Below are 21,098 nucleotides of genomic sequence, written 5' to 3'. Positions count from 1 at the left end.
CCGCCCCGGCGGGGTACGCCAGGGCGGCACGGTCGGTCAGCAGAGCGCCGGTTTGACCCAGGAGCACTCCCGCCCCTCGGGCACGCGTGGCGACTCCGGCGCGGTCGGCACCGCCCGCCGGGCCGTGGACGTCGCCTTCTCGGTGTAGGTGGCCAGCGCGATCGCGATCTGGTCCTCCAACCCCTTGACCGACGAGGTCAGGTAGTTGTTCAGCACGATCGAGAAGGCCAGGACCCGGCCGTCGGCGGAGGTGACGTAGCCGGACAGCCCGGACACCCCGGTCAGGCTGCCGGTCTTGGCGTGCACGTTGTTCGCGGCGGCGGTGCCGGTCATCCGGCTGCGCAGCGTCCCGCCCACGAACCGGTCCGGGTTGCCGGCCACCGGCAGCGCCGCGTACCAGGTGCCGAACCACGGTTCGTCCCGCACGGACGTGAGCAGCGTGACGAACTGGGCCGGCGGGACCAGGTTGCGGCGGGACAGCCCGGAGCCGTCGCGCTGGCGCAGCGTGCCGGTGTCCATGCCGGAGTCGCCGACGTAGTTGCCGATCGCGGACAGGCCGGCGGCCCAGGTGCCGGAACCGGACAGCACCCGGCCCAGTTCCTTGGTGAGCACCTCGGCGTGGCCGTTGTTGGAGAGCTTCATGAACGGGACCATGAACTCCGCCAGCGGCATGGAGTCGTGCCGGGCCAGCGGCGTGGCCGTGTCCGGGGTGGCCGTGCCGAGCACGGTCCGCCCGATGACCCGTACGCCGTGGCGGCGCAGCGCGGACCGGAAGATGTCGGCGGCGTACCCGGTGGGTTCCCAGACCGTCACCCAGTCGCTCTCGGTGGCCGCGCCGAGCGCGATCTGGCCGGTCACCACCACGGTGTTCGTGCCGTGCTGCCGCTCGAAGGAGATCGAGGTCTCGCCGCCGGCGACCGTCTCGGCCCGGTTGTCGATACGCAACCAACCGTTGTCCGGGGTCATGGTCACCTTCGGCCGGGCGCCCGTCCGGCTGCCCGGCACGGCGTTGACGATCACGGTGCCGGCGTCGTAGTCGGTGTCCGGCGCCACGGTCAGCGCGGACACCTGTGCCGCGTAGTAGTAGGGCTCGTCGTCCCAGGTCCAGTCCGGCCCGAGCCGGTCGTGGTCGTACCGGGTGTCGTCGGCGACCAGATCGCCGGTGACCACCCGTACCCCGGCCGCGGCGACCTGTGCGGCGAGCCGGTCGTAGTCGGCGGCGAGCATGGTGGGGTCGCCGCCGCCACGCAGGTAGAGATCGCCGGAGAGCACCCCGGCCCGGCGCCGGCCGTCGGTGCTGACGTCGGTGGCGAACCGGTGGCCCGGCCCGAGCAGCTCCATCGCGGCGGTGGAGGTGAGCAGCTTGGTGTTGGAGGCCGGGATGAGCCGTCGCGTGCCGTTGCGGTCGTAGAGGGTACGGCCGGTGGTGGTGTCGACGACGACCACGCCGGCCTGCGCCCCGTCGAGCCGGTTGTCGGCGAGGATCGCGTCGATGGTGGCGTGCAGCCGGGTCTGGGCGGGGGTGGGCGCCTCGGCGGTGGCCGTGGGGGCGCCCGCGGTGGCCGCGGTGGCGACGAGCACCAGGCCCGCGAGTGCCCGGGGGAATAGGCGACGATGCATGGGCCCGATGCTGCCATGGAGATTTCCTGCGGAGAAGACTCCGGTGAGAAAGGTTATTTTCCACGAGCCGGTCCGCGCCGGGAAAGACCTGCTCACGGGAGCGCTACCGCTGACCGGGCTCTATTTGACGGATGCCCGGACAGCAGGCACGGTGGGGGTGAGGGCCGTGGAACCGGGCCCCTCCGCGCGGCGACCACGTGTTTCGCCCGCATCCGGGTCGCGAGTCGACCGCGTGGGCCGAGTCGCCCGCGAAACCCGACACCAAGCCACGAGGAGTTCCGCCATGCTGACCATGACCGACAACGCCGTCCTGGTGATCCGCGACCTCGCCGCCCAGCAGGACGTCGCCGAGGCCGGCGGGCTGCGCATCGCCGCCGACACCGACGCCGGCTCGCTCTCCCTCGAACTGGTGCCCCAGCCGGCGCAGGGCGACCAGGTGGTGCACACCGAGGGGGCGCGGATCTTCCTGGACTCCGACGCCGCCGAACTGCTCAACGACACCTCGATGGACGCGCTCGTCGACGACGAGGGTGTGGTCCAGTTCGGGTTCTCCGAGCAGGAGTGAGCGCAGACGAGCGCACGGCGCCGCCCGACCGGTGGTCGTCACGTCGCCGCGCTCTGGCCGTCTCCCACCGCCGCAGCCGGCAGGGCCGTACGTCAGCGGGGACCTGGCTCGACCGGCCAGCGGATGCGCCGGTCTTATGGCCAGCACATGCCCCGTCGCGGCGGGCCCAAACCAGCAGGCGTGGGGAATTCCACCATCCGTGACTCCGCGGCGTGGCGGATGCGGGAACGGGGTATGAGCGGGTCATGGAGCATTTCACGATCGCGACCGTCGCCGAGAAGAGTCCCGACTTCCGCCGCGTTCTCTGGACCGGGGGGCACACCCAGCTGGTCATCATGACCATTCCGCCGGGCGGCGAGATCGGCGAGGAGGTGCACGAGGGCATCGACCAGATCCTCACGTTCGTCAGCGGCACCGGCGAGGCGCGGGTGGCCGGGGAGAAGAAGGAGGTCGTCGCCGGCGACCTCGTGGTCGTCCCTGCCGGCACGAAGCACAACTTCGTCAACACCGGGCCGAACCCCCTGGTGCTCTACACCGTCTACGGGCCGCCGGAGCACGCCGACGGCGCGGTGCACAAGACGAAGGAGGAGGCGGACGCCGCCGAGGAGGCCGGCGAGGACGAGCCGCCGACCTCCGGATAGCCGATCGTCGAGCGGGGGCCCCGCCGCTGTCTCACGCGTCGAGCGGGGACCCCGCCTTGCACCCGGACCCGGTGTTGAGCACCACCACGCGCTCGCCGGGCCGGATCCACCCGCCGGCCCGCAGGTGCCGGGCCGCCGTCAGGGTCGCCGCGCCCTCGGCGCTGAGCAGCAGGCCCTCACGGGCGGCGAAGTCCCGCAGGTCGGTGAGGATCTCCGCGTCGTCCACCGCGGTCGCGGTGCCGGCGCTGTCCCGCAGCGCGGACAGGACCAGCTCGTCGCCCAGCGGGGCGGGCACCGTGATGCCGAACGCCACGGTGTGCGCGTCCCGCCACGGGGTGGCGCGTTCCTCGCCAGCCGCGAACGCCCGCACGATCGGCGCGCAGCCGGTGGACTGCACCGCGACCAGCCGGGGCAGCCGGTCCTCCACCCAGCCCAACTCACGCATCTCGTGCAGCGCCTTGTGGATGCCGATCAGCCCGACGCCACCGCCGGTGGGATAGATGATGACGTCGGGCACCTGCCACCCGAGCTGTTCGACGATCTCGTACCCCATGGTCTTCTTGCCTTCCAGGCGGTACGGCTCGCGTAGCGTGCCCGCGTCGAAGATCTGCCCGTGCGACCCGGCGACCAGTTCGGCGATCTCCCGGCCGGCGTCGTTGATCAGCCCGTCGACGAGCCGCAGGTCCGCCCCGGCGGCGCGACACTCCGCGCGGCAGACGGTCGGCGCGGCCAGCGGCATGGCGATCGTCGCGCCCATCCCGGCCCGCGCCGCGTACGTCGCCCAGGCCGCGCCGGCGTTGCCGTTCGTCGGCATGGCGATCCGTTCCACGCCCAACTCCCGCGCCCGGCTCACGCCGACGGCCGCGCCGCGCGCCTTGAACGAGCCGGTCGGCATCAACCCTTCGTCCTTGACCAGCAGGTCCGGGATGCCGATCTCGTGGCCGTAGGCCGGGGCCCGCCACAGTGGTGTCCAGCCCTCGCCGAGCGTGGTGACGAACCGGGGGTCGGCGACCGGCAGCAGTTCCCGGTAGCGCCACAGGTCGGCCGGGCGCAGCCCGAACTGCTCGGGGGCGACCGTGGCGGCCACCGCGGCGAGGTCGTAGCGGGCCAGCAGCGGGGAACCGCATCCGCACAGGTTCTGCGGCTTGTCGGCCGGATGGTCCAGGCCGCAGCGCGGGCATTCCAGGTGCGTCAGGTGCACGGTGGTCCTCAGCTCGCGTCGATGCTCAGCCAGTGCCGACTGCGCCGGCCCGGCTCGTACGGGGAGTCGAGGCGTTTCGCCAGCACTCCCGGGAGCCCTTGCTCACGGGCGGCCCGCAGGGCGTCCGCGCCGACGCCCGGGAACCACGGCGGAGTCTGCCAGTGCGAACCGGCCAACGCCAGGGTGTCGAGCAGGTCCCGGCGTTGCGCGTACGGCACGTCGAGGCTTGCCACGCCCTCCAGCCAGAGCAGGTCGACGGCGAGGAACTGCCCGTCGCGCCGGGTCGGCTGCCGGACCCGCCCGGCCGGGTCGATGCGGACCAGCACGCCGTCGAGCACCACCTCCGTGGGGGCCAGCGCCTCGGCCATCGCCCGCAACCACGGGTACGCCCCGGTGACGTCGGTGTCGTCGCCGTCGCGCAGCCGTAGTCGGCCCCCGGAGACGTACGCCATGGCCCGCACGCCCGCCCAGCGCGGCTCGTACCCCCAGGCGGCCTCGTCGCGGGGCAGCTGCCGACCATCGGTGGCGCGCATCGGGCGGACCAGCTCCGGCATGGCCGTCCAGCCCTGCGGCGGCGGGTCGGTGCGGCGCACCATCCAGTCCCGGTCCCGGCCACCGGTGGCGAACAGCACGTACCGCCCCTTGGTTCGCTCGCCGTCGAGCACCACGACCACCTCGTCGTCGCGCCACTTCTCCGCGCGGTAGGTCCCGGTGTCGTGGATGGTCATCCGCCCGCCGCCGTACTCCCCGGCCGGGATCTCGCCGTGGAAGGTCAGGTATTCCATCGGGTGGTCCTCGGTGTGCACCGCGAGGTGGTTGCGGCCCGGGTCGCGGGGCAGGCCGCGCGGCACCGCCCAGGAGGCCAGCACGCCGTCGTGCTCCAGCCGCAGGTCCCAGTGCAGGCTGCGGGCGTGGTGCTGCTGGATCACGAAGCGGGGCCGCGCGGACCGCTTCCGGCCCCCGGCGCGTGCGGGCACCGGCTCCGGGGTACGCGCGGCGTCCCGCTTGCGCCGGTACTCCGCCAACCGGTCCGCCATCCCCGCATTCTCCGTCAGAGCGGCCGTGTGCGCCGGGATGCCGGTGTGCCGGCACGGATCAGGGGTAGAACGGGGGACATGGACATCGACCAGCCCACCCTCCCGCTCCCCGGCGACGTCCGGATCCCCCTGCTCGGCTTCGGCACCTGGCAGGCCACCGCCGAGGCCGGGTGCGAGGCGGTGCTCGCCGCGCTGGACGCCGGGTACCGGCACATCGACACCGCGACCATGTACGGCAACGAGAAGGAGGTCGGGCGCGCGGTCCGGGAGAGCGGGCTGCGCCGCGAGGACGTCTTCATCACCACCAAGCTGCCCCCGGACCGGGTGGGCCGGGAGCGGGAGACGATCGAGGCCAGCCTGGCCGCGCTGGACACCGGGTACGTCGACCTGTGGCTGGTGCACTGGCCGCCCTCCGCGTCCGGCGACAGCATCCCGGTGTGGCGGGAGATGCTCGCCGCCCGGGACGAGGACCTGGCCCGGGCCGTCGGGGTGAGCAACTACTCGGTGGCGCAGCTCGACGAGCTGATCCAGGCCACCGGGGAGATGCCCGCGGTCAACCAGATCCGCTGGAGCCCGTCGCTGTACGACCGGCAGACGCACATCGCGCACCGGGACCGGGGCGTGGCGCTGGAGGGCTACAGCCCGTTCAAGAGCAGCGACCTGTCCGACCCGGTGCTGGTGCGGATCGCCGGGGCGCACGGCGTGTCGCCGGCCCAGGTGGTGCTGCGCTGGCACATCGACCACGAGATCGTGGTCATTCCGAAGTCGGTCACGCCGGAGCGGATCCGCGCCAACGCCGACGTGTTCGGTTTTTCGCTGACCGCCGAGGAGATGCGCGACATCGACGCCCTCGCCGGCTGACCCGCTGTACGCAAGGGGGGCGCGGTCCGCACGGACCGCGCCCCCGTTGCGTCCGGTGGTCAGCCCCGGGCGCAGGTGGAGCCGTTGAGGGTGAAGCTGCTCGGCGCGGAGTAGCTGCCGTTGAGCGTGGCCTGGTAGCCGAAGGTGGCCGAGGCCCCGGGCGACAGGGTGCCGTTGAACGCGGCGTTGCGCGCGGTCACCGCCGAGCCGCTCTGGCTCACGGTGGCGTTCCACGCGTTGGTGACGGTCTGCCCGGAGGGCAGGTTGTAGGCGAGCGTCCAGCCGTTTATGGTGCCGGATCCGGTGTTCTTGACCGTCACCTCGGCGGTGAAGCCGTTGTTCCAGACGTTCGGCGCGCGGTAGGTCACCGTGCACGCCGCACCGGACGGCGGGGGCGTCGTGGTCGGCGGGGCGGTGGTGGTGGGCGGCGGCGTGGCGCCGGTGTTCACGGTTTGCGAGAACGAGTTCACGGCCAGCCCGACGCCGCCCTGCCACGGCTCGAAACCGGCCTGGATGCTGGTCAGGTACCAGTCGTTGGTGATCGCGCCCCGGTTGCGGGTGTCGCTGATGAACGCCATCGCGTCGAAGCTGAAGTTGGGGATGGCCGACGGCGACAGGTAGGAGATGACGTTGTTGGAGCCGTTGCTGCCCCGCCAGACCTCCCAGGTCCGGCCGGCGATGCTGGCGGTGCCGACCGGGGAGCCGATGGGCTGGATCGAGCCCTGCCGGTTGAGCCAGATCATGATCTCCATCTGGTTCACGCCGTCCCGCTTGGGCGACGGGTCGAGCCAGATGTCGTACGACGCGTTGAAGGTCGCGCCGCTGACGTAGTTGTAGCTGATGCTGCTCGGTGCGCTGCTGATGTTCTTCACCTGGACCGGCAGGTTGGTGCCGGGCGAACAATTCGTGTAGTGGCAGCCCACGAAGATGGACGGGTAGGAGACCGGCGCGCCGTTGGTCGGCGAGGAGCCGTCCGCCCGGGTGATCGAGAAGCCGGTCGAGGTGACATTGATGCACTGCTGGGCGGAGGTGCCCCAGCGGTTGTTCTGCACCACGTACTTCCCGCCGATCGTGGTCGAGCCGTACTGCTCGCAGATCTGGGTGTCGGCGGAGGCGGTGCCGCCGAGGGCGACGGCGACGATGGTGCCGGCGGCCAGGAGACCGGCCGCGGCGAGGGCTCTGAGTGGACGCTTCATGATGCTCCTTGGGTCGGCGCGGGACGGCGCCGGATCTGTCGGGGACATGCGCGGGAGCGCTCCCATATTCAACAGATACATTTACATGCCTGGAACCATTGCGCAAATGCGGCAGGCGGGTTGACTCTCCGCGTCCGCGCGCTCACGCCCCCGCAAACCGCCGCCGGTCGACTCCCCCGGTTGGAGCCGGGATTCCTGCCGGTGGGACGGCTGGCGACGCCGACCGGCGGCCCGCGCCGGAGCGTACGGTCACTTCCCACGCCTGGTTGCGCGGAGTAATGTCTTGCCTCCAACGCGTGCCGTTCCCTCCGGAGGCGTACCCCACGATGGGTGGTTCCCCCCTGCGCATCCTCGTCGTCGGCGCGGGCTTCGCCGGCCTCGCCGTGGCCCGGGCGCTGCGCCGGGCGGGGTTCCGGCCCGATGTCACCGACCGGCTGCCGCCCACCGAACGGACCGACACCGGCCTCTACCTTCCCGGCAACGCGGCCCGCGCGATGCGCCGGCTGGACCTCGACGGGCCGCTGCGCCCGCTCGGCCAGGTGATCCACCGGCAGCGCTTCCTCGACGCCGCCGGCGCAACGCTGTGCGAGGTCGACCTCGACACGCTCTGGGCCGGGGTCGGGGAGTGCCGGGCGCTGCCCCGCGCCGAACTGCACCGGGTGCTGCTCACCGGAGCCGGCGGCGCGGTCCGCCACGGCGCCGAGGTGAGCACCGTCGACCCGCTGCCCGGCGGCGTCGCGGTCGGCTTCACCGACGGCACCAGCGGCGAGTACGACCTGGTCGTCGGCGCCGACGGGCCGCGCTCGGCGGTACGGACCCTGGCCGCGCTCGGCGGCCCGCCCCGCCCCGCCGGACAGGTCGTCTACCGGGCGCTGGTGCGCGGCGGCCCGCGGATCGCCGACTGGACCGCGCTGCTCGGGCAGCGGGCCGGCTTCCTGCTGGTGCCGATCGGCGCCGGCCGGCTCTACTGCTATGCCGACGAGGCCGGCACCGACCTGCCCGCCGACCCGACCGCGCGCCTGCACGAGCTGTTCGGCTCCTACGGCGGGCCGGTGCCCGACGTGCTGGCCGCGCTGGAGACCGTCACCGCCGAGCGCACCGAGGAGGTCGAACTGGGCCGCTGGTTCCGCGGCCGGGTGCTGCTCGTCGGTGACGCCGCTCACGCCACCGCACCCACGTTGTCCCAGGGTGCCGCCATGGCGCTGGAGGACGCCGTCGTGCTCGCCGAGTCACTCCGGGCCGCCGCCAGCGTCGACGCCGCCCTGATCGCGTATGAGAGTCGCCGCCGCCCGCGTACCCGCTGGGTGCGGGACCGGACCCGGGACCGCAACCGCACCCGCGACGTGCCGCCGGCGCTGCGCGACCCGCTGCTGCGCGGACGGGGCGGACGGATCTTCCAGGAGCACTACCGGCTCCTCACCGGGCCGCCCTGACGGGCGGGCGATCGTAGCCGCCCACCCCACGCAGCGGGGCCACCTACCGGGGACTATCCTCCCTACGGATGACGGCAGCGCCGATGACCAGCGCGCCGAGCGGGACAACCAGAACCGGAGGCCACTCGTGACCACCGTCGCACCCAAGCCGGTCGTGACCCGGCCCTGGCCGGTCCGCGAGCCGGTCAAGGGGTCGGCCCTCGCGCGGCTGTTGCGCACCACGGACGCGAAGCAAATCGGGATCATGTACATGGTCACCGCGTTCGTGTTCTTCATGATCGGTGGCGTGATGGCCCTGATCATGCGCGCCGAGCTGGCGCGACCGGGCCTGCAGTTCCTGTCGCCCGAGCAGTACAACCAGCTCTTCACCATGCACGGCACGATCATGCTGCTGTTCTTCGCGACGCCGATCGTGTTCGCCTTCGCGAACTACGTGGTGCCGCTGCAGATCGGCGCGCCGGACGTGTCGTTCCCCCGCCTCAACGCCTTCGCGTACTGGCTGTACCTGTTCGGCGGCACGATGGCCACCGCGGGCTTCATCGCCCCGGGTGGCGCCGCCGACTTCGGCTGGACCGCCTACACCCCGCTGAGCACGGTCGAGCACGCCCCCGGCGTCGGCGCCAACATGTGGGTCGTCGGCCTGGCCATCTCCGGTCTGGGCACGATCCTCGGCGCGGTCAACCTGATCACCACGATCCTGACCCTGCGCGCGCCCGGCATGACCATGTTCCGGATGCCGATCTTCACGTGGAACATGCTTGTCACCAGCCTGCTGGCCATCCTGGTCTTCCCGCTGCTGGCCGCCGCGCTGTTCGCGCTCGCCGCGGACCGCCTGATGGGCGCCCACGTGTACGACCCGGCCACCGGCGGCCCGATGCTCTGGCAGCACCTGTTCTGGTTCTTCGGGCACCCCGAGGTCTACATCATCGCGCTGCCGTTCTTCGGCATCATCAGCGAGATCATCCCGGTGTTCTCCCGCAAGCCGATCTTCGGCTACAAGGGTCTGGTGGCCGCCACCATCGCCATCGCCGCCCTGTCGATGAGCGTCTGGGCGCACCACATGTTCGCCACCGGCCAGGTGCTGCTGCCGTTCTTCAGCTTCCTGAGCTACCTCATCGCGGTGCCCACCGGGATGAAGTTCTTCAACTGGATCGGCACCATGTGGCGGGGGCAGATCACCTTCGAGACGCCGATGCTGTTCGCCATCGGCTTCCTGGTGACCTTCCTCCTCGGTGGCCTGACCGGTGTGCTGCTGGCCAGCCCGCCGCTCGACTTCCACCTGCACGACTCGTACTTCGTGGTCGCGCACTTCCACTACGTGCTCTTCGGCACCATCGTGTTCGCCGTGTTCGCCGGCATCTACTTCTGGTTCCCGAAGATGTTCGGCCGGATGCTCGACGAGCGGCTCGGCAAGATCCACTTCTGGCTGACCATGGTCGGCTTCCACACCACGTTCCTGGTGCAGCACTGGCTGGGCACCGAGGGCATGCCTCGCCGGTACGCCGACTACCAGGCCATCGACGGCTTCACCACGCTGAACATGATCTCCACGATCGGCGCGTTCATCACCGGTATCTCGACGCTGCCGTTCATCTGGAACTGCTGGAAGTCGTACAAGACCGGCCCGGTGGTCGAGGTGAACGACCCGTGGGGCCACGGCAACTCGCTGGAGTGGGCCACCAGCTCGCCGCCGCCCCTGCGCAACTTCGACCAGATGCCGCGGATCCGCTCCGAGCGACCCGCCTTCGACGCGAAGTTCCCCGAGCTGGCCGCCGGGCAGTCCCTGGCCGGTCCGCCCGAGGGCGGTGCCAAGCCGCTGACCAGCGAGGTCAACGGTGGCGCCAGCTACCAGGAGGACACCGCCGGCAACCTGGACCAGCGCTAGAGCCGCACCAGCCTGACCACGGGCGCCGCACCCCACCCGGGGTGCGGCGCCCGCTGCCGTTGCGCCCTGCCCTGTCCGCCCGCGAACCCCCTGGTCAACCCGCGCGGGAGTGGGCTTACAGGGGTGCGGGGGTCAGTTCCGGGTCCCGGGACGGGGTGGAGAGGGTGTGGCGGCGGTGGCGCAGCTCGACCGGGAGCACGGCCAGCGCCACAAGCGCGCCGATCGCGCCGGTGACCACGAAACCCCAGAGGGGCGCGGAGGCGTCGATCACCGCGCCGGCCAGGGGCGCGCCGAGCGCGATGCCGACCGTGACGGCGGAGCCGTGCAGGCCCATGGCCATGCCGCGTACCCCCGCCGGGGCCAGCCGGCTCACCGCGTCGGAGGTGGCGGCGATGGTCGGTGCGCAGAGCGCCCCGGCGGGGATCAACGCGAGGCTGAGCAGCCACCAGTGCGATCCGCCCAGCCCCACCGGGATGGTGGTGAGGCTGAGCGCGGCCACCAGCACCAGCGGGGAGGGCGAGCGGCGTACCGCGCCGTAGGCGAAGCCACCCACAAGCGAGGCGACCGCCCAGGCGGCCAGCACCGCGCCGGTCCAGCCGACCTCGCCGCCGGAGCGCAGCACGGCGACCACCGCGACGTCGGTCCCGCCGAGCACCAGCGTGGCGGCCAGGCTGACCGCCAGCACGGCGAGCAGGCGCGGGGTGAGCCACTCGCGGCGGTGCACCCGACGCGGCGAACCGGTCTGCTCGCCGGCGGCGCGGACCGGCGGGTTGAGCAGCCAGAAGCAGACGCCGGAGCCGACGATCCCGGCGCCGACCGCCCAGAGCGTCAGGCGCGGCGTCACGGCGGTGGCCAGGGCGACGGCGAGAGCCGGCCCGACCATGAACGACAGCTCCACCGCCATCGAGTCCAGCGCGTACGCGGGGCGGCGCTTCTCCGCCGGCACCAGCGCGGCGATCGACTGGCGGACCATCGAGAAGATCGGCAGCGCGAGCAGCCCGGCCAGGAACGCGGCGGGCAGCAGCACCGGGTACGGCAGCGTGGGCGCGGCGGACCAGAACAACGCCTCGGCGACCGTGGTGAGCAGCAGCACCGGCCGCAGCCCTCGACGGTCGATGAGCCGGCCGAGCAGCGGCGAGCCGACCGCGGCGCCGATCGTCGACGCGGCGCCGACCAGGCCGGCGGCGCCGTAGCCACGCCCCAGGTCGAGCACCACGTAGAAGGTGAGCGTCACCCCGGTGGCGGTCAACGGCACCCGGGCCAGCACCGACACCAGCAGCAACGACCGGAGACCGGGTAGGGCGAGCGCCTCCCGGTAGGGCTTCAGGTTCACCAGGGTCAGTACCTCCGGCGCCATCCTGGGGCCGGGGTACGACACCCGCAAGCGATTACCCGGTCAAGCGGCCCTGATCACAGGCTCGCCCACCATGGTCACCCCGGCGCCGTCCAGTGCGCGCAACGCCACGTCCAGCGTCCCCGGCGCCACGGCGGCGGTCAGCTCCAGCAGCACGGTGGTGCGGAAGCCCTCCCGAGCGGCGTCCAGCGCGGTCGCGCGTACGCAGTGGTCGGTGGCGATGCCGACCACGTCGACCCGGTCCACGCCGCGTGCGCGTAGCCAGTCGGCCAGGCCCTGGCCGTCGGACGCATGCCCCTCGAAGCCGGAGTACGCGCCCGCGTACTCGCCCTTGTGGAAGACGGCCTCGACCCGGTCGGTCACCAGGTCCGGGTGGAACTCGGAGCCGGCCGTGCCGACCACGCAGTGCCGGGGCCAGGAGTCGACGTAGTCCGGCGGATCGCCGAAGTGCGCGCCCGGGTCGATGTGGTAGTCCTTCGTCGCGACCACGTGGTCCCAGCGACCCGGTTCGGCGGCGAGCAGCCGGGAGACCCCGGCGGCCACGCCGGCCCCGCCACCGACCGCGAGGGAGCCGCCCTCGCAGAAGTCGTTCTGCACATCCACGATGATCAGGGCATTCGTCATCTGACCGGTTCCTCCTCAGCTCGCGGGTACGACGGTCACCGGTACCGCCGGGTCCCCGACGGAGAGTTTGAGCCCTTCCCACGGGATGGAGATCAGGCACTGCCGCAGGTGTTCCCGGGACTCCTCAAGCGTGGGCAGCGGCGCCGGCTCGCCGGCCACCACGTACGAGTGCTGGAGCAGCCGGTCGTTGGGCTGCCGGTCCGGCACGCCCTGCGGCACGATGACCTCCTCGGTGGCGGTGCCGGTGGGCTTGTGCCGGCGGACGGCGACCTTGTGACCGCCGATGGTGGCCTTGTGCTCGGAGCGCTTGACCACCGGCCGCCCCTCCACCTCGACCAGCTTGTAGACCAGACCGGCGGTGGGCGCGCCGGAGCCCGTCACCACGGCGGTGCCGGCACCGTACATGTCCACCGGTTCGGCGGCGAGTGCGGCGATGGCGTACTCGTCGAGGTCGCCCGAGACGACGATCTTCGTCTCGGTGGCGCCGAGCGAGTCGAGCAGCTCGCGGGACTGCTGGGCGATCACCGCCAGGTCGCCGGAGTCGATCCGGACGGCCCGCAGCTCCGGCCCGGCCACCGCGATGGCGTTGCGGATGCCCTGGGCGATGTCGTACGTGTCGACAAGCAGCGTGGTGTCCTTGCCCAGCGTGGCGACCTGGGAGGCGAACGCGGCCCGCTCGTCGTCGTGCAGCAGGGTGAACGCGTGCGCGGCGGTGCCCGCGGTCGGGATGCCGTAGCGCTGCCCGGCGGCCAGGTTGGAGGTGAACCGGAAGCCGGCCAGATAGGCGGCCCGGGCCGCGGCGACGGCGGCCTCCTCGTGCGCCCGCCGGGAGCCCATCTCGATCAGCGCGCGGCCCCGGGCGGCGGTGACCATCCGGGCCGCGGCGGCGGCGACCGCGCTGTCGTGGTTGAGCACGGACAGCACGAGCGTCTCCAGCACCACGCACTCGGCGAAGGTGCCGGACACGGTGAGGATCGGGGAGCCGGGGAAGAACAGCTCGCCCTCGGCGTAGCCGTCGATGTCGCCGGTGAACCGGTAGTCGGCCAGCCACCGCGCGGCGCGCTCGTCCACCACCCCGGTACGCCGGAGGAAGTCGATCTCCGACGGGTCGAAGCGGAAGTCGCGGATCATCTCGATCAGCCGGCCGGTCCCGGCGACCACCCCGTACCGGCGGCCGGCCGGCAGGCGGCGGCTGAAGACCTCGAAGACGCAGCGCCGGTCGGCCGTGCCGTCCTGCAGAGCGGCGCCGACCATGGTCAGCTCGTAGTGGTCGGTCAGCAGCGCGGGGCGGAAGGTGCTCACCACCCCAGCCTAGAGTTCAGGCCGGACCGGCGCCGTCTGGCCCCGGCATCGCCCGCAACGCGGACCGCAGCTCGCCGCGCCCGGCGACGCCGAGCTTGCTGTAGACGCGCTGCAGGTGGTTCTCCACGGTGCGGGTGGACAGGAACAGGCGTTCGGCGATGGCGCGGCTGGTCACGCCGTCGGCGGCGAGGTGGGCGATCTCCCACTCCCGGTCGCTGAGCGCCGGGCGGAGCAGCCGCAGCGCCGGGGTGGTGATCTCGTCGCAGCGGCGCAGCAGGTCCGCGAGGCGGGCCCGGGCCGGCGCGGCGACCCCGGCGCGGGCGTGGCGCATCCGGTGCAGCGCCAACGCGGTCGCCTCGACCGCGTAGACGGTGAGCTCCCGGGCGGCGAAGTCGTCGGCGACGGCGAGCAGGTCGTCGGCGGAGTCGTCGAGCGCGGCCCGGCCGAAGCGTGCGGCAAGGGGTGGCAACCCGCCGTCGACCTGCTCGGACAGCTCGGCGAGGCGTTGCGCCACAGTGCGCCGGCCGCCGTCGGTGCAGGTGGGCCCGATGGGTGCGGCGGCCTGGTCGAGGCGGACCAGGTCGAGCAGGACGAGCAACTCGTGCCCGGCCAGCCCGTCCTCGCGCAGCCGGTCGGCCAACGCGCACAGGTGCTTGGTGGCGGCCGGCACGTCGCCCACGGCGGCCTGCGCCGCGCCCCGGGCCTGCTCCAGCCAGGGGTAGAGGATGGCCATTCCCGGCGCATGGGTGCGATCCGCCTCGGCAACCGCCTCGGCCGCGTGGGCGGCATCCCCGCGCAACGCGGCTGCCTGGGCGCGCTCGGCGTGCGCCAGGCCGGCGTACGCCCGGCTGGTGGCGAGCACCGCGCACGCCTCCAGGCTGGTGGTGAGCGCCACCTCGCCGTGTCCGCGCATGCGCGCCGAGTATGCCAGGAGGATGGTCAGGTAGCCGGTGCCGAGCCGGAAGTCACCGGCACCGGCCAGGCCGGCGAACTCGTCGGCGACGATCGCGTCGATGCCGGGCAGGTCGCCGGAGAGCGTCAGCCGGGTGCCCCGGGCCAGTTCCATGGCGAGTTGGAGGTGGGGCATGTCGGCCCGCCAGCGCGCGGCCTCGGCCTGCACCCGGGCGATCGCGGCGGCGCTGCGTTGGAATCGCCCCTGGGCCGCGTGCAACTGGGCGAGCGTGCAGCGGGCCAGCTCCCGCGCCGCCGCCGGGGTGGCCGGGCGGTCCAGCACCTCCTGCGCCAGCCGTACCGCGACGTCGATGTCCAGCCGGTGCAGCCGCATGCAGGCCTCGAAGGCGCGGACCCGAGACCGGTCGGCCGGGTCGGACAGCTCCGCGCCACGCGCGGCGATCTCCTCCACGGTGGACTCCCGGCTGAGCCCCCAGTAGCCGACCATGCCCCGCACGGCCAGCCAGCGGCTGCGCCGTCGGTCGTCGTGCAGGTCGTCGGCGACCTGGTCCAGGACGACGAGCGCCTCGTCCGGCCGGTCGCCGAACATCAGGATGGTGGCGAGCAGTTCGGCCGCGTCGGTGCCGCCACCGGCGGCCAGCGCGGCCCGGGCCAGCCGGGTGGCCAGGGGCACGTCGTAGCGGCCGAACGCCTGGGCCGCCGCGTCGAGCAGCAACGCCACGTCCTGTGCCGTGCCCGAGTCGAGCCGCCACACCGCGACCCGCAACAGGTCGTCGCGGCGGCGTTTGCCGACCTGTTCGAGCAGGCCCGCCAGGGTGGCCTGGAGCCGGCGGGTGCGGCTGACCGGGCAGCGTCGGCGCATCACCTCGCCGTAGAGCGGGTGCGCCAGGCGGACGTTGAGCCGCCTGTCGTCGTGGGTCACGGTGATGAGGCCGCGTTCCTCGGCGGCCTCCACGTCGGCCGCGTCGACCGTCTGCTGGAGCAGGTGCAGGCCGAGCGGCTCGCCGAAGGCGACCAGCTCGACCACCGCCCGGACGCCGGGGGTGAGCCGGCCGATCCGGACGTCGATCAGGTCGGTCAGGCTGGGCGCCAGCTCCAGCCGGCCGGTCCAGGTCCAGATGCCGTAGTTGCGCTGCAGTTCGTCACCGGCGGCCAGCACCAGTTCGCGTACCAGCAGCGGATTGCCGGCGGAGAGTTGGCACAGCCGCTCGGCGGTGCAGGCGTCGACCGGGCCGCCGAGGATGGCCGCGAGCAGCCCACTTGTCTCCCGCGGGTCGAGCGGGCCCAGCTCGACCAGCTCGACGAGGTCGTCGGTCCAGAGTGCCCGGATGGGCAGCGGGACCTGTTCGCCGTTGCGCAGAGTACCGACCACTGTGGTGTTCCCGGCGCGGGCGATCAGGTGCACCAGCGCCGCCGAGGGCGGGTCGAGCAGGTGTGCGTCGTCCACGGCGAGCACGATGGGCCGGCCGGCGGCCTGCTCCTGGAGCCCGTCCACGGCCCAGCGCAGGATGCCGGCGGGGGACAGGCCCTGCGGCGGCGCGGTGGGCAGCATCTGGACCAGCCCGCCGAAGGGCAGCGCGGCGGTGGTGGCGCTGGCCGCGACGGACCAGATCGCGTGCCGCTCGGGGGACAGCGTCGCCACGCCCTCCCGCAGCAGTCGGCTCTTGCCGACCCCGGCGTCGCCGCTGAACAGCAGGCCGCGCCCGTGCGGCCGGCCGATGGCCGACGACAGCCGGTGGAGTTCATCCGCTCGTCCGACGAACTCCCACCTGGTCATCGACGCAGCATATCGACCGTTTTCCCCATGCGCGTCGGCGTCACGTAGTGAAGTTGAGTAATCTGGCAATTACTGGTGAGTACCAGATGGGTTGGGTGGTGGAGCGCGGCACCCGTACTCTTCCGGCACCCGCCTGCAAGCAGGGCACCCCCCTGCAAGTAGGGACAAACCGCGAACCGGGTCGCCCCGGTCGCCTCACCGGGAGGGCCGCCTGATGACGACAGGTCCACTCCCCTCGGTCGACGTGCCCGACCCCGGCGGTCGGGCCGAGCCGCCCGGGTGCGCCCCGCTGCCGACCCGGCTCGGCGTCACCGCGCCGGGGCCGGGCGAACCGGTCGCCGTCGTGGTGGCCGGCCCGGCGGGCGCGGGCCGGCGCCGGCTGATCGCCGGTCTGCTCGGCGTGGAGGCCGACACCCTCGCGGTGCCCGCCGGCAGCCACCTGCTGATCCACCACGCCGCGGTCGCCACCCGCGCCGCGTACGTGCCTGGCTACCGTGAGCCGCACACCTTCGGCGGCGACCGGTCACCGGCCGGCCGGGCGCTGCCCCGGCCGCCACGCCGGGTCGAACTCAGCCTGCCCGATCCGCTGCTGCGGCACTTCCCGATGCTCGACACCCCGGACACCGGAGGGCTCGGCGTGGCCGCCGGCCGGGTGCTGCGCGACGCGGTGGGCCGCTCCGGCGCGCTGCTGTTCGTGATCTCGGCCGACCAGGCGTTCAGCGCCGCCGAGCTGCACCTGCTGGCCGAGGTGGCGCGCGCCGGGGTCGAGGTGTTCTTCGCCGTCAGCGGCGTGGCGACGCCCGCCGACCCGACGCCGGCGGAGGACCCCGGAGCGTCCCTGCCGCCGGTCGGCGGGCTCGACCCGGTGGCGGTCTCCATCGAGGCCCACCGCGCGGCCCTGCTCGCCGCCGTGCCGGTGCTCGCCCCGGCCAGGTGGTTCCCGGCCCGGTGGGCCGACCTGCCCGACCTGCGTCGGGCCCTGGTCGAGTGGGCAGCCGACGAGGGGTCACGTCGCACCGCCGGCACGCCCGAGCCGCCCGCCGCGCACGGCCGGGTCCCGGTGCTGCCCGGCGTCGAGCCGGCGGACCTCACCGAGCTGATCGACGGTCGGGCCCGCTCCTACGCCCGGCGGATCCGCCAGCACCTCGCCCTGGAACTGGCCAACATCCACCTGCGGGTGGTGCAGGAGATCATCTTCGGGGTCGGCTGCGCCGGCCTGCCGCAGCTGCTCGACCGCGAGTTGGAGGCGCTGTCGCTGCTCGCCACCACGCAGTGCGACGAGGCGGTCCGGAACATGGTCGACGAGGCCGCCACCCGGGTCTTCGGCGCCCCGCTCGCCGAGGGCGTCCGCCGACGGATCGTCCACGCGGTACGCGTCGGCCTGGCCGACCACCCGGACAGCCGGGAATTGGACCGGGTGCTCCTGGTCACAAGCACGGCCGGCGTCGCCGGGTTGACCGGCGCCGGGGCGCTCGACGCGCTGGCCGGCCTGCCCGGCGGGCACCGCGACGAGGTGCTCCCACCGGTCGGCGTGGCCCTCAACGGGGGCTGCTGGCTGCACTGGCGGGTGCCGGGCAACGACGACCCCGGCGCGGCCCGGTCGTGGGCCCAGCGGGCCCTGCGCGAGGTCGAACTCGAACTGTCCCGCGAGGTGGCCCGCCGGTTCGAGGTGATCCGTCTCTCGCTGGGCGCGGTGCTCGCCGATGCGGTCGACCACGGCATCCTGCTGGCCTGACGCCGCCCCGGGCGTGCGCCGGCCCGGGCCGGCGGGCGTGGCCCGGGCCGGTGATCCTGGCCGCCGCGCCGTTCCGGTTCATCGGTTCGGCGGATCCGGTGGCACGATGGGGGACATGGCGGCTCCACAGGTTGCGCCGGTCGAGACGCCGGACACCGAAGAGGTGCCGGTCTCCGACCGGCCGTGGGTGACCATCGTCTGGGACGATCCGGTCAACCTGATGACGTACGTGACCTGGGTTCTCCAGAAGCTGTTCGGATACAGCAGGGAGAAGGCGGAACGGCTGATGCTGGACGTGCACCACAAGGGCAAGGCGGTGGTCTCCAGCGGGGCCCGGGAACGGATGGAGCACGACGCGGCGCAGTTGCACGCGTACGGGCTGTGGGCGACGGTGGACCGCTCGTGAGCATGTTCCGCCGCCGGGGCGACCGGTACGTCGCCACGTTCGCCATCGACGAGATCCGGGTACTGCGCAAGGTCGCCACCGAGGTGGTGGGCCTGCTGACGGACGGCTTCGACCACCGTGACCCGGTGGTCGGGCGGCTCTTCCCCGACGTCTACCCGGACGACGACGCGTGCAGCGCCGAGTTCCGCCGCTACACCGAGGGCGACCTGAAGACCGGCAAGATCGACCAGGCGGGCGCCATCCTCGCCGCGCTGCCCGACGACGACGCGGGTGGCGACGTGCGGTTGGACGCGGAGGCGGCCGAGGCGTGGCTGCGGGCGCTCAACGACGTCCGGCTGGCGATGGGGGTACGCCTCGAGATCAAGGACGGCACCGACCTGGACGAGGAACTCGACGACGCGTTGGCCGCCGATCCGGCCTCGTCCCGGGTGTTCCAACTGTCGGTATACCGCTTCCTCGGCTACCTACAGGAGTCCCTGCTCAACGCGCTGATCGACTGAGTGGTGACGGTTGCCACCTCGCCGTTTCGCATCGGCAGGCGCTAGGCTGGTCAGCGTGCTGAGCATCGACCGGTCGATCATCGACGCGATCGTCGCCCACGCGCGTCGGGACCACCCGGACGAGGCGTGCGGCGTGGTCGCCGGTCCTGCCGGCAGTGACCGGCCCGCCCGGCACATCCCGATGGACAACGCCGCCCGCTCGATGACGTTCTACGAGTTCGACTCGATGGAGCAGTTGCGGGTGTGGCGGGAGATGGACGACCGCGACGAGGAACCGGTCGTCATCTACCACTCGCACACCGCCACCGAGGCCTACCCGTCCCGCACGGACGTCTCCTTCGCCGGTGAGCCGGGCGCCCACTATCTGCTCGTCTCGACCCGTGAGCCCGACTCGGAGGAGATCCGCTCCTTCCGGATCGTCGACGGCGTGGTCACCGAGGAGCCGGTGGAGATCGTGGACGCCGCCGTGGACCCGAACGCCGTCCAGTCCTACATGTTCGGGCAGAGCCCGGCGACGGTCGACTACGAGTGTTCCGGCCGCTGACCCTCAGCGCCGGCACCTTCCTTTTCCCGTCACCTGGCACCACCCTGAACGAGGAGCACGAGACATCATGGCCATCGAGGTTCGCATCCCCACCATCCTGCGCAGCTACACCGGCGGCGCGAAGGTCGTCGAGGGTGGCGGCGACACGCTCGCCGACCTGATCGACGACCTGGACTCCCGGCACGCCGGCCTGAAGGCCCGGCTGGTCACCGACGCCGGCGCGCTGCACCGGTTCGTCAACGTCTACGTCAACGACGAGGACGTACGTTTCCTCGGTGCGCTCGACGCCAAGGTCAACGACGGCGACGGCGTGACCATCCTGCCCGCCGTCGCCGGTGGCGCGTTCGGCTTCGCGGCCGCGGCGGCGATCGCCTCGCACGCGGTCTCCGTGCGCGCCGCCACCCGCTGAGGCGGCGCGCGATGGCGCGGTACGACAGCCTGCTCGACGCCTGCGGTGGCACCCCGCTGGTCGGGTTGCCACGGCTCTCGCCGACGGTCGCCGACGGGGCGCCGCCGGTGCGGCTCTGGGCCAAGTTGGAGGACCGGAACCCGACCGGCAGCATCAAGGACCGGGCGGCACTGTTCATGATCCGTGCGGCCGAGGAGTCGGGCCGCCTGCGTCCCGGTGACACCATCCTGGAGCCGACGAGCGGCAACACCGGCATCTCCCTGGCCATGGTGGCCAAGCTGCGCGGCTACCGCCTGGTCTGCGTGATGCCGGAAAACGTGTCCACCGAGCGGGTGCAGATGCTCCGGATGTACGGCGCGGAGATCATCTTTTCGCCGGCGGCCGGTGGCTCGAACCAGGCTGTCGCCACCGCCAAGCAGATCGCCGCCGAGCACCCGGACTGGGTGATGCTCTACCAGTACGGCAACGAGGCGAACGCCCGGGCGCACTACGAGACGACCGGGCCGGAGCTGGTGCAGGACCTGCCGGGCATCACCCACTTCGTGGCCGGGCTGGGCACCACCGGCACGCTGATGGGTGCCGGTCGCTACCTGCGGGAGAAGGTCGAGGGGATCCAGGTCGTCGCGGCCGAGCCGCGTTACGGCGAGCTGGTCTACGGCCTGCGCAACATCGACGAGGGATACGTGCCCGAGCTGTACGACGCGGAGGTGCTGTCCCGGCGGTTCTCGGTGGGCACCCGGGACGCGGTGCTGCGTACCCGGCAGCTCGTCGAGGTGGAGGGCATCTTCGCCGGTTTCTCCACCGGCGCGATCCTGCACGCCGCGCTCGCCGTGGCGCACGAGGCGGTGCGCGACGGCCGCCGCGCCGACGTGGCGTTCGTGGTCTGCGACGGTGGGTGGAAATACCTCTCGACCGGGGCGTACGGCGGCACCCTCGCCGACGCCGAGGAAGCCCTGGACGGCCAGCTCTGGGCGTGAGCGCCCGATGATCGGCCCGGTCGGCGCCGCGCGCCGGCCGGGCCGGCGCGGTGCCGCGCGGACCGGACGTGCGCGGGTGTCACGTTGGCGACAACTTCCGGCAGATGATTCTTGACCGA

General features: G+C 72.9%; 19 protein-coding genes. 11 read left to right on the top strand and 8 right to left on the bottom strand.

The genetic code is table 11. From position 1 onward, the window contains the following. Positions 1-36: 36 nt before the first annotated feature. Positions 37-1,620 (bottom strand): D-alanyl-D-alanine carboxypeptidase/D-alanyl-D-alanine endopeptidase, encoded by a 1,584-nt coding sequence (gene dacB / locus ACLQ2X_RS12470; RefSeq protein ID WP_425681154.1) that lies wholly within the window; start codon positions 1,618-1,620, stop codon positions 37-39. A gap of 283 nt (positions 1,621-1,903) precedes the next feature. Between dacB and ACLQ2X_RS12465 the strand changes: the two genes are divergently transcribed. Continuing rightward, entirely contained in the window at positions 1,904-2,185 is a 282-nt protein-coding gene (locus ACLQ2X_RS12465; protein WP_425681153.1) for an iron-sulfur cluster biosynthesis family protein, read from the top strand. A 245-nt stretch (positions 2,186-2,430) separates the two neighbouring features. Beyond that, a complete protein-coding gene (locus ACLQ2X_RS12460) occupies positions 2,431-2,826 on the top strand; it encodes a cupin domain-containing protein (RefSeq protein ID WP_425681152.1) in 396 nt (131 codons plus the stop codon). A 31-nt stretch (positions 2,827-2,857) separates the two neighbouring features. Here the strand turns inward: ACLQ2X_RS12460 and ACLQ2X_RS12455 are convergent, their stop codons facing one another. Together ACLQ2X_RS12455 and ACLQ2X_RS12450 are read right to left on the bottom strand one after the other, a co-directional pair. Further along, on the bottom strand, positions 2,858-4,027 hold the full coding sequence (locus ACLQ2X_RS12455) for a threonine synthase (RefSeq protein WP_425681151.1): 1,170 nt from the start codon (positions 4,025-4,027) through the stop codon (positions 2,858-2,860). A gap of 8 nt (positions 4,028-4,035) precedes the next feature. Continuing rightward, positions 4,036-5,064 carry a DNA polymerase ligase N-terminal domain-containing protein gene (locus ACLQ2X_RS12450; protein WP_425681150.1) on the bottom strand — a complete coding sequence of 343 codons (1,029 nt, stop codon included), beginning with the start codon at positions 5,062-5,064 and terminating at the stop codon, positions 4,036-4,038. 78 nt (positions 5,065-5,142) lie between these two features. Between ACLQ2X_RS12450 and ACLQ2X_RS12445 the strand changes: the two genes are divergently transcribed. Next, complete coding sequence (locus ACLQ2X_RS12445; RefSeq protein WP_425681149.1) at positions 5,143-5,925, top strand: aldo/keto reductase; 783 nt, start codon at positions 5,143-5,145, stop codon at positions 5,923-5,925. A 59-nt stretch (positions 5,926-5,984) separates the two neighbouring features. Here the strand turns inward: ACLQ2X_RS12445 and ACLQ2X_RS12440 are convergent, their stop codons facing one another. Beyond that, positions 5,985-7,121: a GH12 family glycosyl hydrolase domain-containing protein gene (locus tag ACLQ2X_RS12440; RefSeq protein WP_425681148.1), complete on the bottom strand. Its 1,137-nt coding sequence runs from the start codon at positions 7,119-7,121 to the stop codon at positions 5,985-5,987. A gap of 326 nt (positions 7,122-7,447) precedes the next feature. Between ACLQ2X_RS12440 and ACLQ2X_RS12435 the strand changes: the two genes are divergently transcribed. Continuing rightward, positions 7,448-8,554 (top strand): FAD-dependent monooxygenase, encoded by a 1,107-nt coding sequence (locus ACLQ2X_RS12435; protein ID WP_425681391.1) that lies wholly within the window; start codon positions 7,448-7,450, stop codon positions 8,552-8,554. 127 nt (positions 8,555-8,681) lie between these two features. Then, on the top strand, positions 8,682-10,439 hold the full coding sequence (gene ctaD / locus ACLQ2X_RS12430; protein ID WP_425681147.1) for a cytochrome c oxidase subunit I: 1,758 nt from the start codon (positions 8,682-8,684) through the stop codon (positions 10,437-10,439). A gap of 115 nt (positions 10,440-10,554) precedes the next feature. On the opposite strand, the gene ACLQ2X_RS12425 is transcribed toward ctaD, so the two are convergent. The 4 genes from ACLQ2X_RS12425 to ACLQ2X_RS12410 are packed head-to-tail and all read right to left on the bottom strand — an operon-like array spanning position 10,555 to position 16,408. Next, on the bottom strand, positions 10,555-11,796 hold the full coding sequence (locus ACLQ2X_RS12425; protein ID WP_425681146.1) for an MFS transporter: 1,242 nt from the start codon (positions 11,794-11,796) through the stop codon (positions 10,555-10,557). 39 nt (positions 11,797-11,835) lie between these two features. Then, complete coding sequence (locus ACLQ2X_RS12420) at positions 11,836-12,417, bottom strand: isochorismatase family protein (protein ID WP_425681145.1); 582 nt, start codon at positions 12,415-12,417, stop codon at positions 11,836-11,838. Between the two features lie 15 nt (positions 12,418-12,432). After that, a complete protein-coding gene (locus ACLQ2X_RS12415) occupies positions 12,433-13,719 on the bottom strand; it encodes a nicotinate phosphoribosyltransferase (RefSeq protein WP_425681144.1) in 1,287 nt (428 codons plus the stop codon). 16 nt (positions 13,720-13,735) lie between these two features. Continuing rightward, positions 13,736-16,408: a LuxR C-terminal-related transcriptional regulator gene (locus tag ACLQ2X_RS12410; RefSeq protein ID WP_425681143.1), complete on the bottom strand. Its 2,673-nt coding sequence runs from the start codon at positions 16,406-16,408 to the stop codon at positions 13,736-13,738. Positions 16,409-16,622: 214 nt separating this feature from the next. Between ACLQ2X_RS12410 and ACLQ2X_RS12405 the strand changes: the two genes are divergently transcribed. The 6 genes from ACLQ2X_RS12405 (at position 16,623) to ACLQ2X_RS12380 (ending at position 20,979) form a co-directional block, all read left to right on the top strand. Beyond that, positions 16,623-18,143, top strand: a complete 1,521-nt coding sequence (locus ACLQ2X_RS12405) for a hypothetical protein (RefSeq protein ID WP_425681142.1) — start codon at positions 16,623-16,625, stop codon at positions 18,141-18,143. A 115-nt stretch (positions 18,144-18,258) separates the two neighbouring features. Then, complete coding sequence (gene clpS, locus ACLQ2X_RS12400; protein ID WP_187691217.1) at positions 18,259-18,549, top strand: ATP-dependent Clp protease adapter ClpS; 291 nt, start codon at positions 18,259-18,261, stop codon at positions 18,547-18,549. Positions 18,550-18,551: 2 nt separating this feature from the next. After that, positions 18,552-19,049, top strand: a complete 498-nt coding sequence (locus tag ACLQ2X_RS12395) for a DUF2017 domain-containing protein (RefSeq protein ID WP_425681390.1) — start codon at positions 18,552-18,554, stop codon at positions 19,047-19,049. Between the two features lie 55 nt (positions 19,050-19,104). After that, positions 19,105-19,593 (top strand): Mov34/MPN/PAD-1 family protein, encoded by a 489-nt coding sequence (locus tag ACLQ2X_RS12390; RefSeq protein ID WP_425681141.1) that lies wholly within the window; start codon positions 19,105-19,107, stop codon positions 19,591-19,593. Positions 19,594-19,660: 67 nt separating this feature from the next. Beyond that, positions 19,661-20,002 (top strand): MoaD/ThiS family protein, encoded by a 342-nt coding sequence (locus tag ACLQ2X_RS12385; protein ID WP_425681140.1) that lies wholly within the window; start codon positions 19,661-19,663, stop codon positions 20,000-20,002. Between the two features lie 11 nt (positions 20,003-20,013). After that, positions 20,014-20,979 (top strand): PLP-dependent cysteine synthase family protein, encoded by a 966-nt coding sequence (locus ACLQ2X_RS12380; RefSeq protein ID WP_425681139.1) that lies wholly within the window; start codon positions 20,014-20,016, stop codon positions 20,977-20,979. Positions 20,980-21,098: the final 119 nt, after the last annotated feature.

Origin of the sequence: Micromonospora sp. DT31 (assembly GCF_049841795.1) — a bacterium.
Taxonomy (GTDB): domain Bacteria; phylum Actinomycetota; class Actinomycetes; order Mycobacteriales; family Micromonosporaceae; genus Micromonospora.
This window is presented reverse-complemented; position numbering and strand designations above follow the sequence as displayed.

Bases quoted from the DNA above. Each gene is read 5' to 3' on its own strand.
- dacB (WP_425681154.1), bottom strand. From the start codon at position 1,620: ATGCATCGTCGCCTATTCCCCCGGGCACTCGCGGGCCTGGTGCTCGTC.
- ACLQ2X_RS12465 (WP_425681153.1), top strand. From the start codon at position 1,904: ATGCTGACCATGACCGACAACGCCGTCCTGGTGATCCGCGACCTCGCC.
- ACLQ2X_RS12460 (WP_425681152.1), top strand. From the start codon at position 2,431: ATGGAGCATTTCACGATCGCGACCGTCGCCGAGAAGAGTCCCGACTTC.
- ACLQ2X_RS12450 (WP_425681150.1), bottom strand. From the start codon at position 5,064: ATGGCGGACCGGTTGGCGGAGTACCGGCGCAAGCGGGACGCCGCGCGT.
- ACLQ2X_RS12445 (WP_425681149.1), top strand. From the start codon at position 5,143: ATGGACATCGACCAGCCCACCCTCCCGCTCCCCGGCGACGTCCGGATC.
- ACLQ2X_RS12440 (WP_425681148.1), bottom strand. From the start codon at position 7,121: ATGAAGCGTCCACTCAGAGCCCTCGCCGCGGCCGGTCTCCTGGCCGCC.
- ACLQ2X_RS12435 (WP_425681391.1), top strand. From the start codon at position 7,448: ATGGGTGGTTCCCCCCTGCGCATCCTCGTCGTCGGCGCGGGCTTCGCC.
- ACLQ2X_RS12425 (WP_425681146.1), bottom strand. From the start codon at position 11,796: ATGGCGCCGGAGGTACTGACCCTGGTGAACCTGAAGCCCTACCGGGAG.
- ACLQ2X_RS12420 (WP_425681145.1), bottom strand. From the start codon at position 12,417: ATGACGAATGCCCTGATCATCGTGGATGTGCAGAACGACTTCTGCGAG.
- ACLQ2X_RS12410 (WP_425681143.1), bottom strand. From the start codon at position 16,408: ATGACCAGGTGGGAGTTCGTCGGACGAGCGGATGAACTCCACCGGCTG.
- ACLQ2X_RS12405 (WP_425681142.1), top strand. From the start codon at position 16,623: ATGACGACAGGTCCACTCCCCTCGGTCGACGTGCCCGACCCCGGCGGT.
- clpS (WP_187691217.1), top strand. From the start codon at position 18,259: ATGGCGGCTCCACAGGTTGCGCCGGTCGAGACGCCGGACACCGAAGAG.
- ACLQ2X_RS12395 (WP_425681390.1), top strand. From the start codon at position 18,552: ATGTTCCGCCGCCGGGGCGACCGGTACGTCGCCACGTTCGCCATCGAC.
- ACLQ2X_RS12385 (WP_425681140.1), top strand. From the start codon at position 19,661: ATGGCCATCGAGGTTCGCATCCCCACCATCCTGCGCAGCTACACCGGC.
- ACLQ2X_RS12380 (WP_425681139.1), top strand. From the start codon at position 20,014: ATGGCGCGGTACGACAGCCTGCTCGACGCCTGCGGTGGCACCCCGCTG.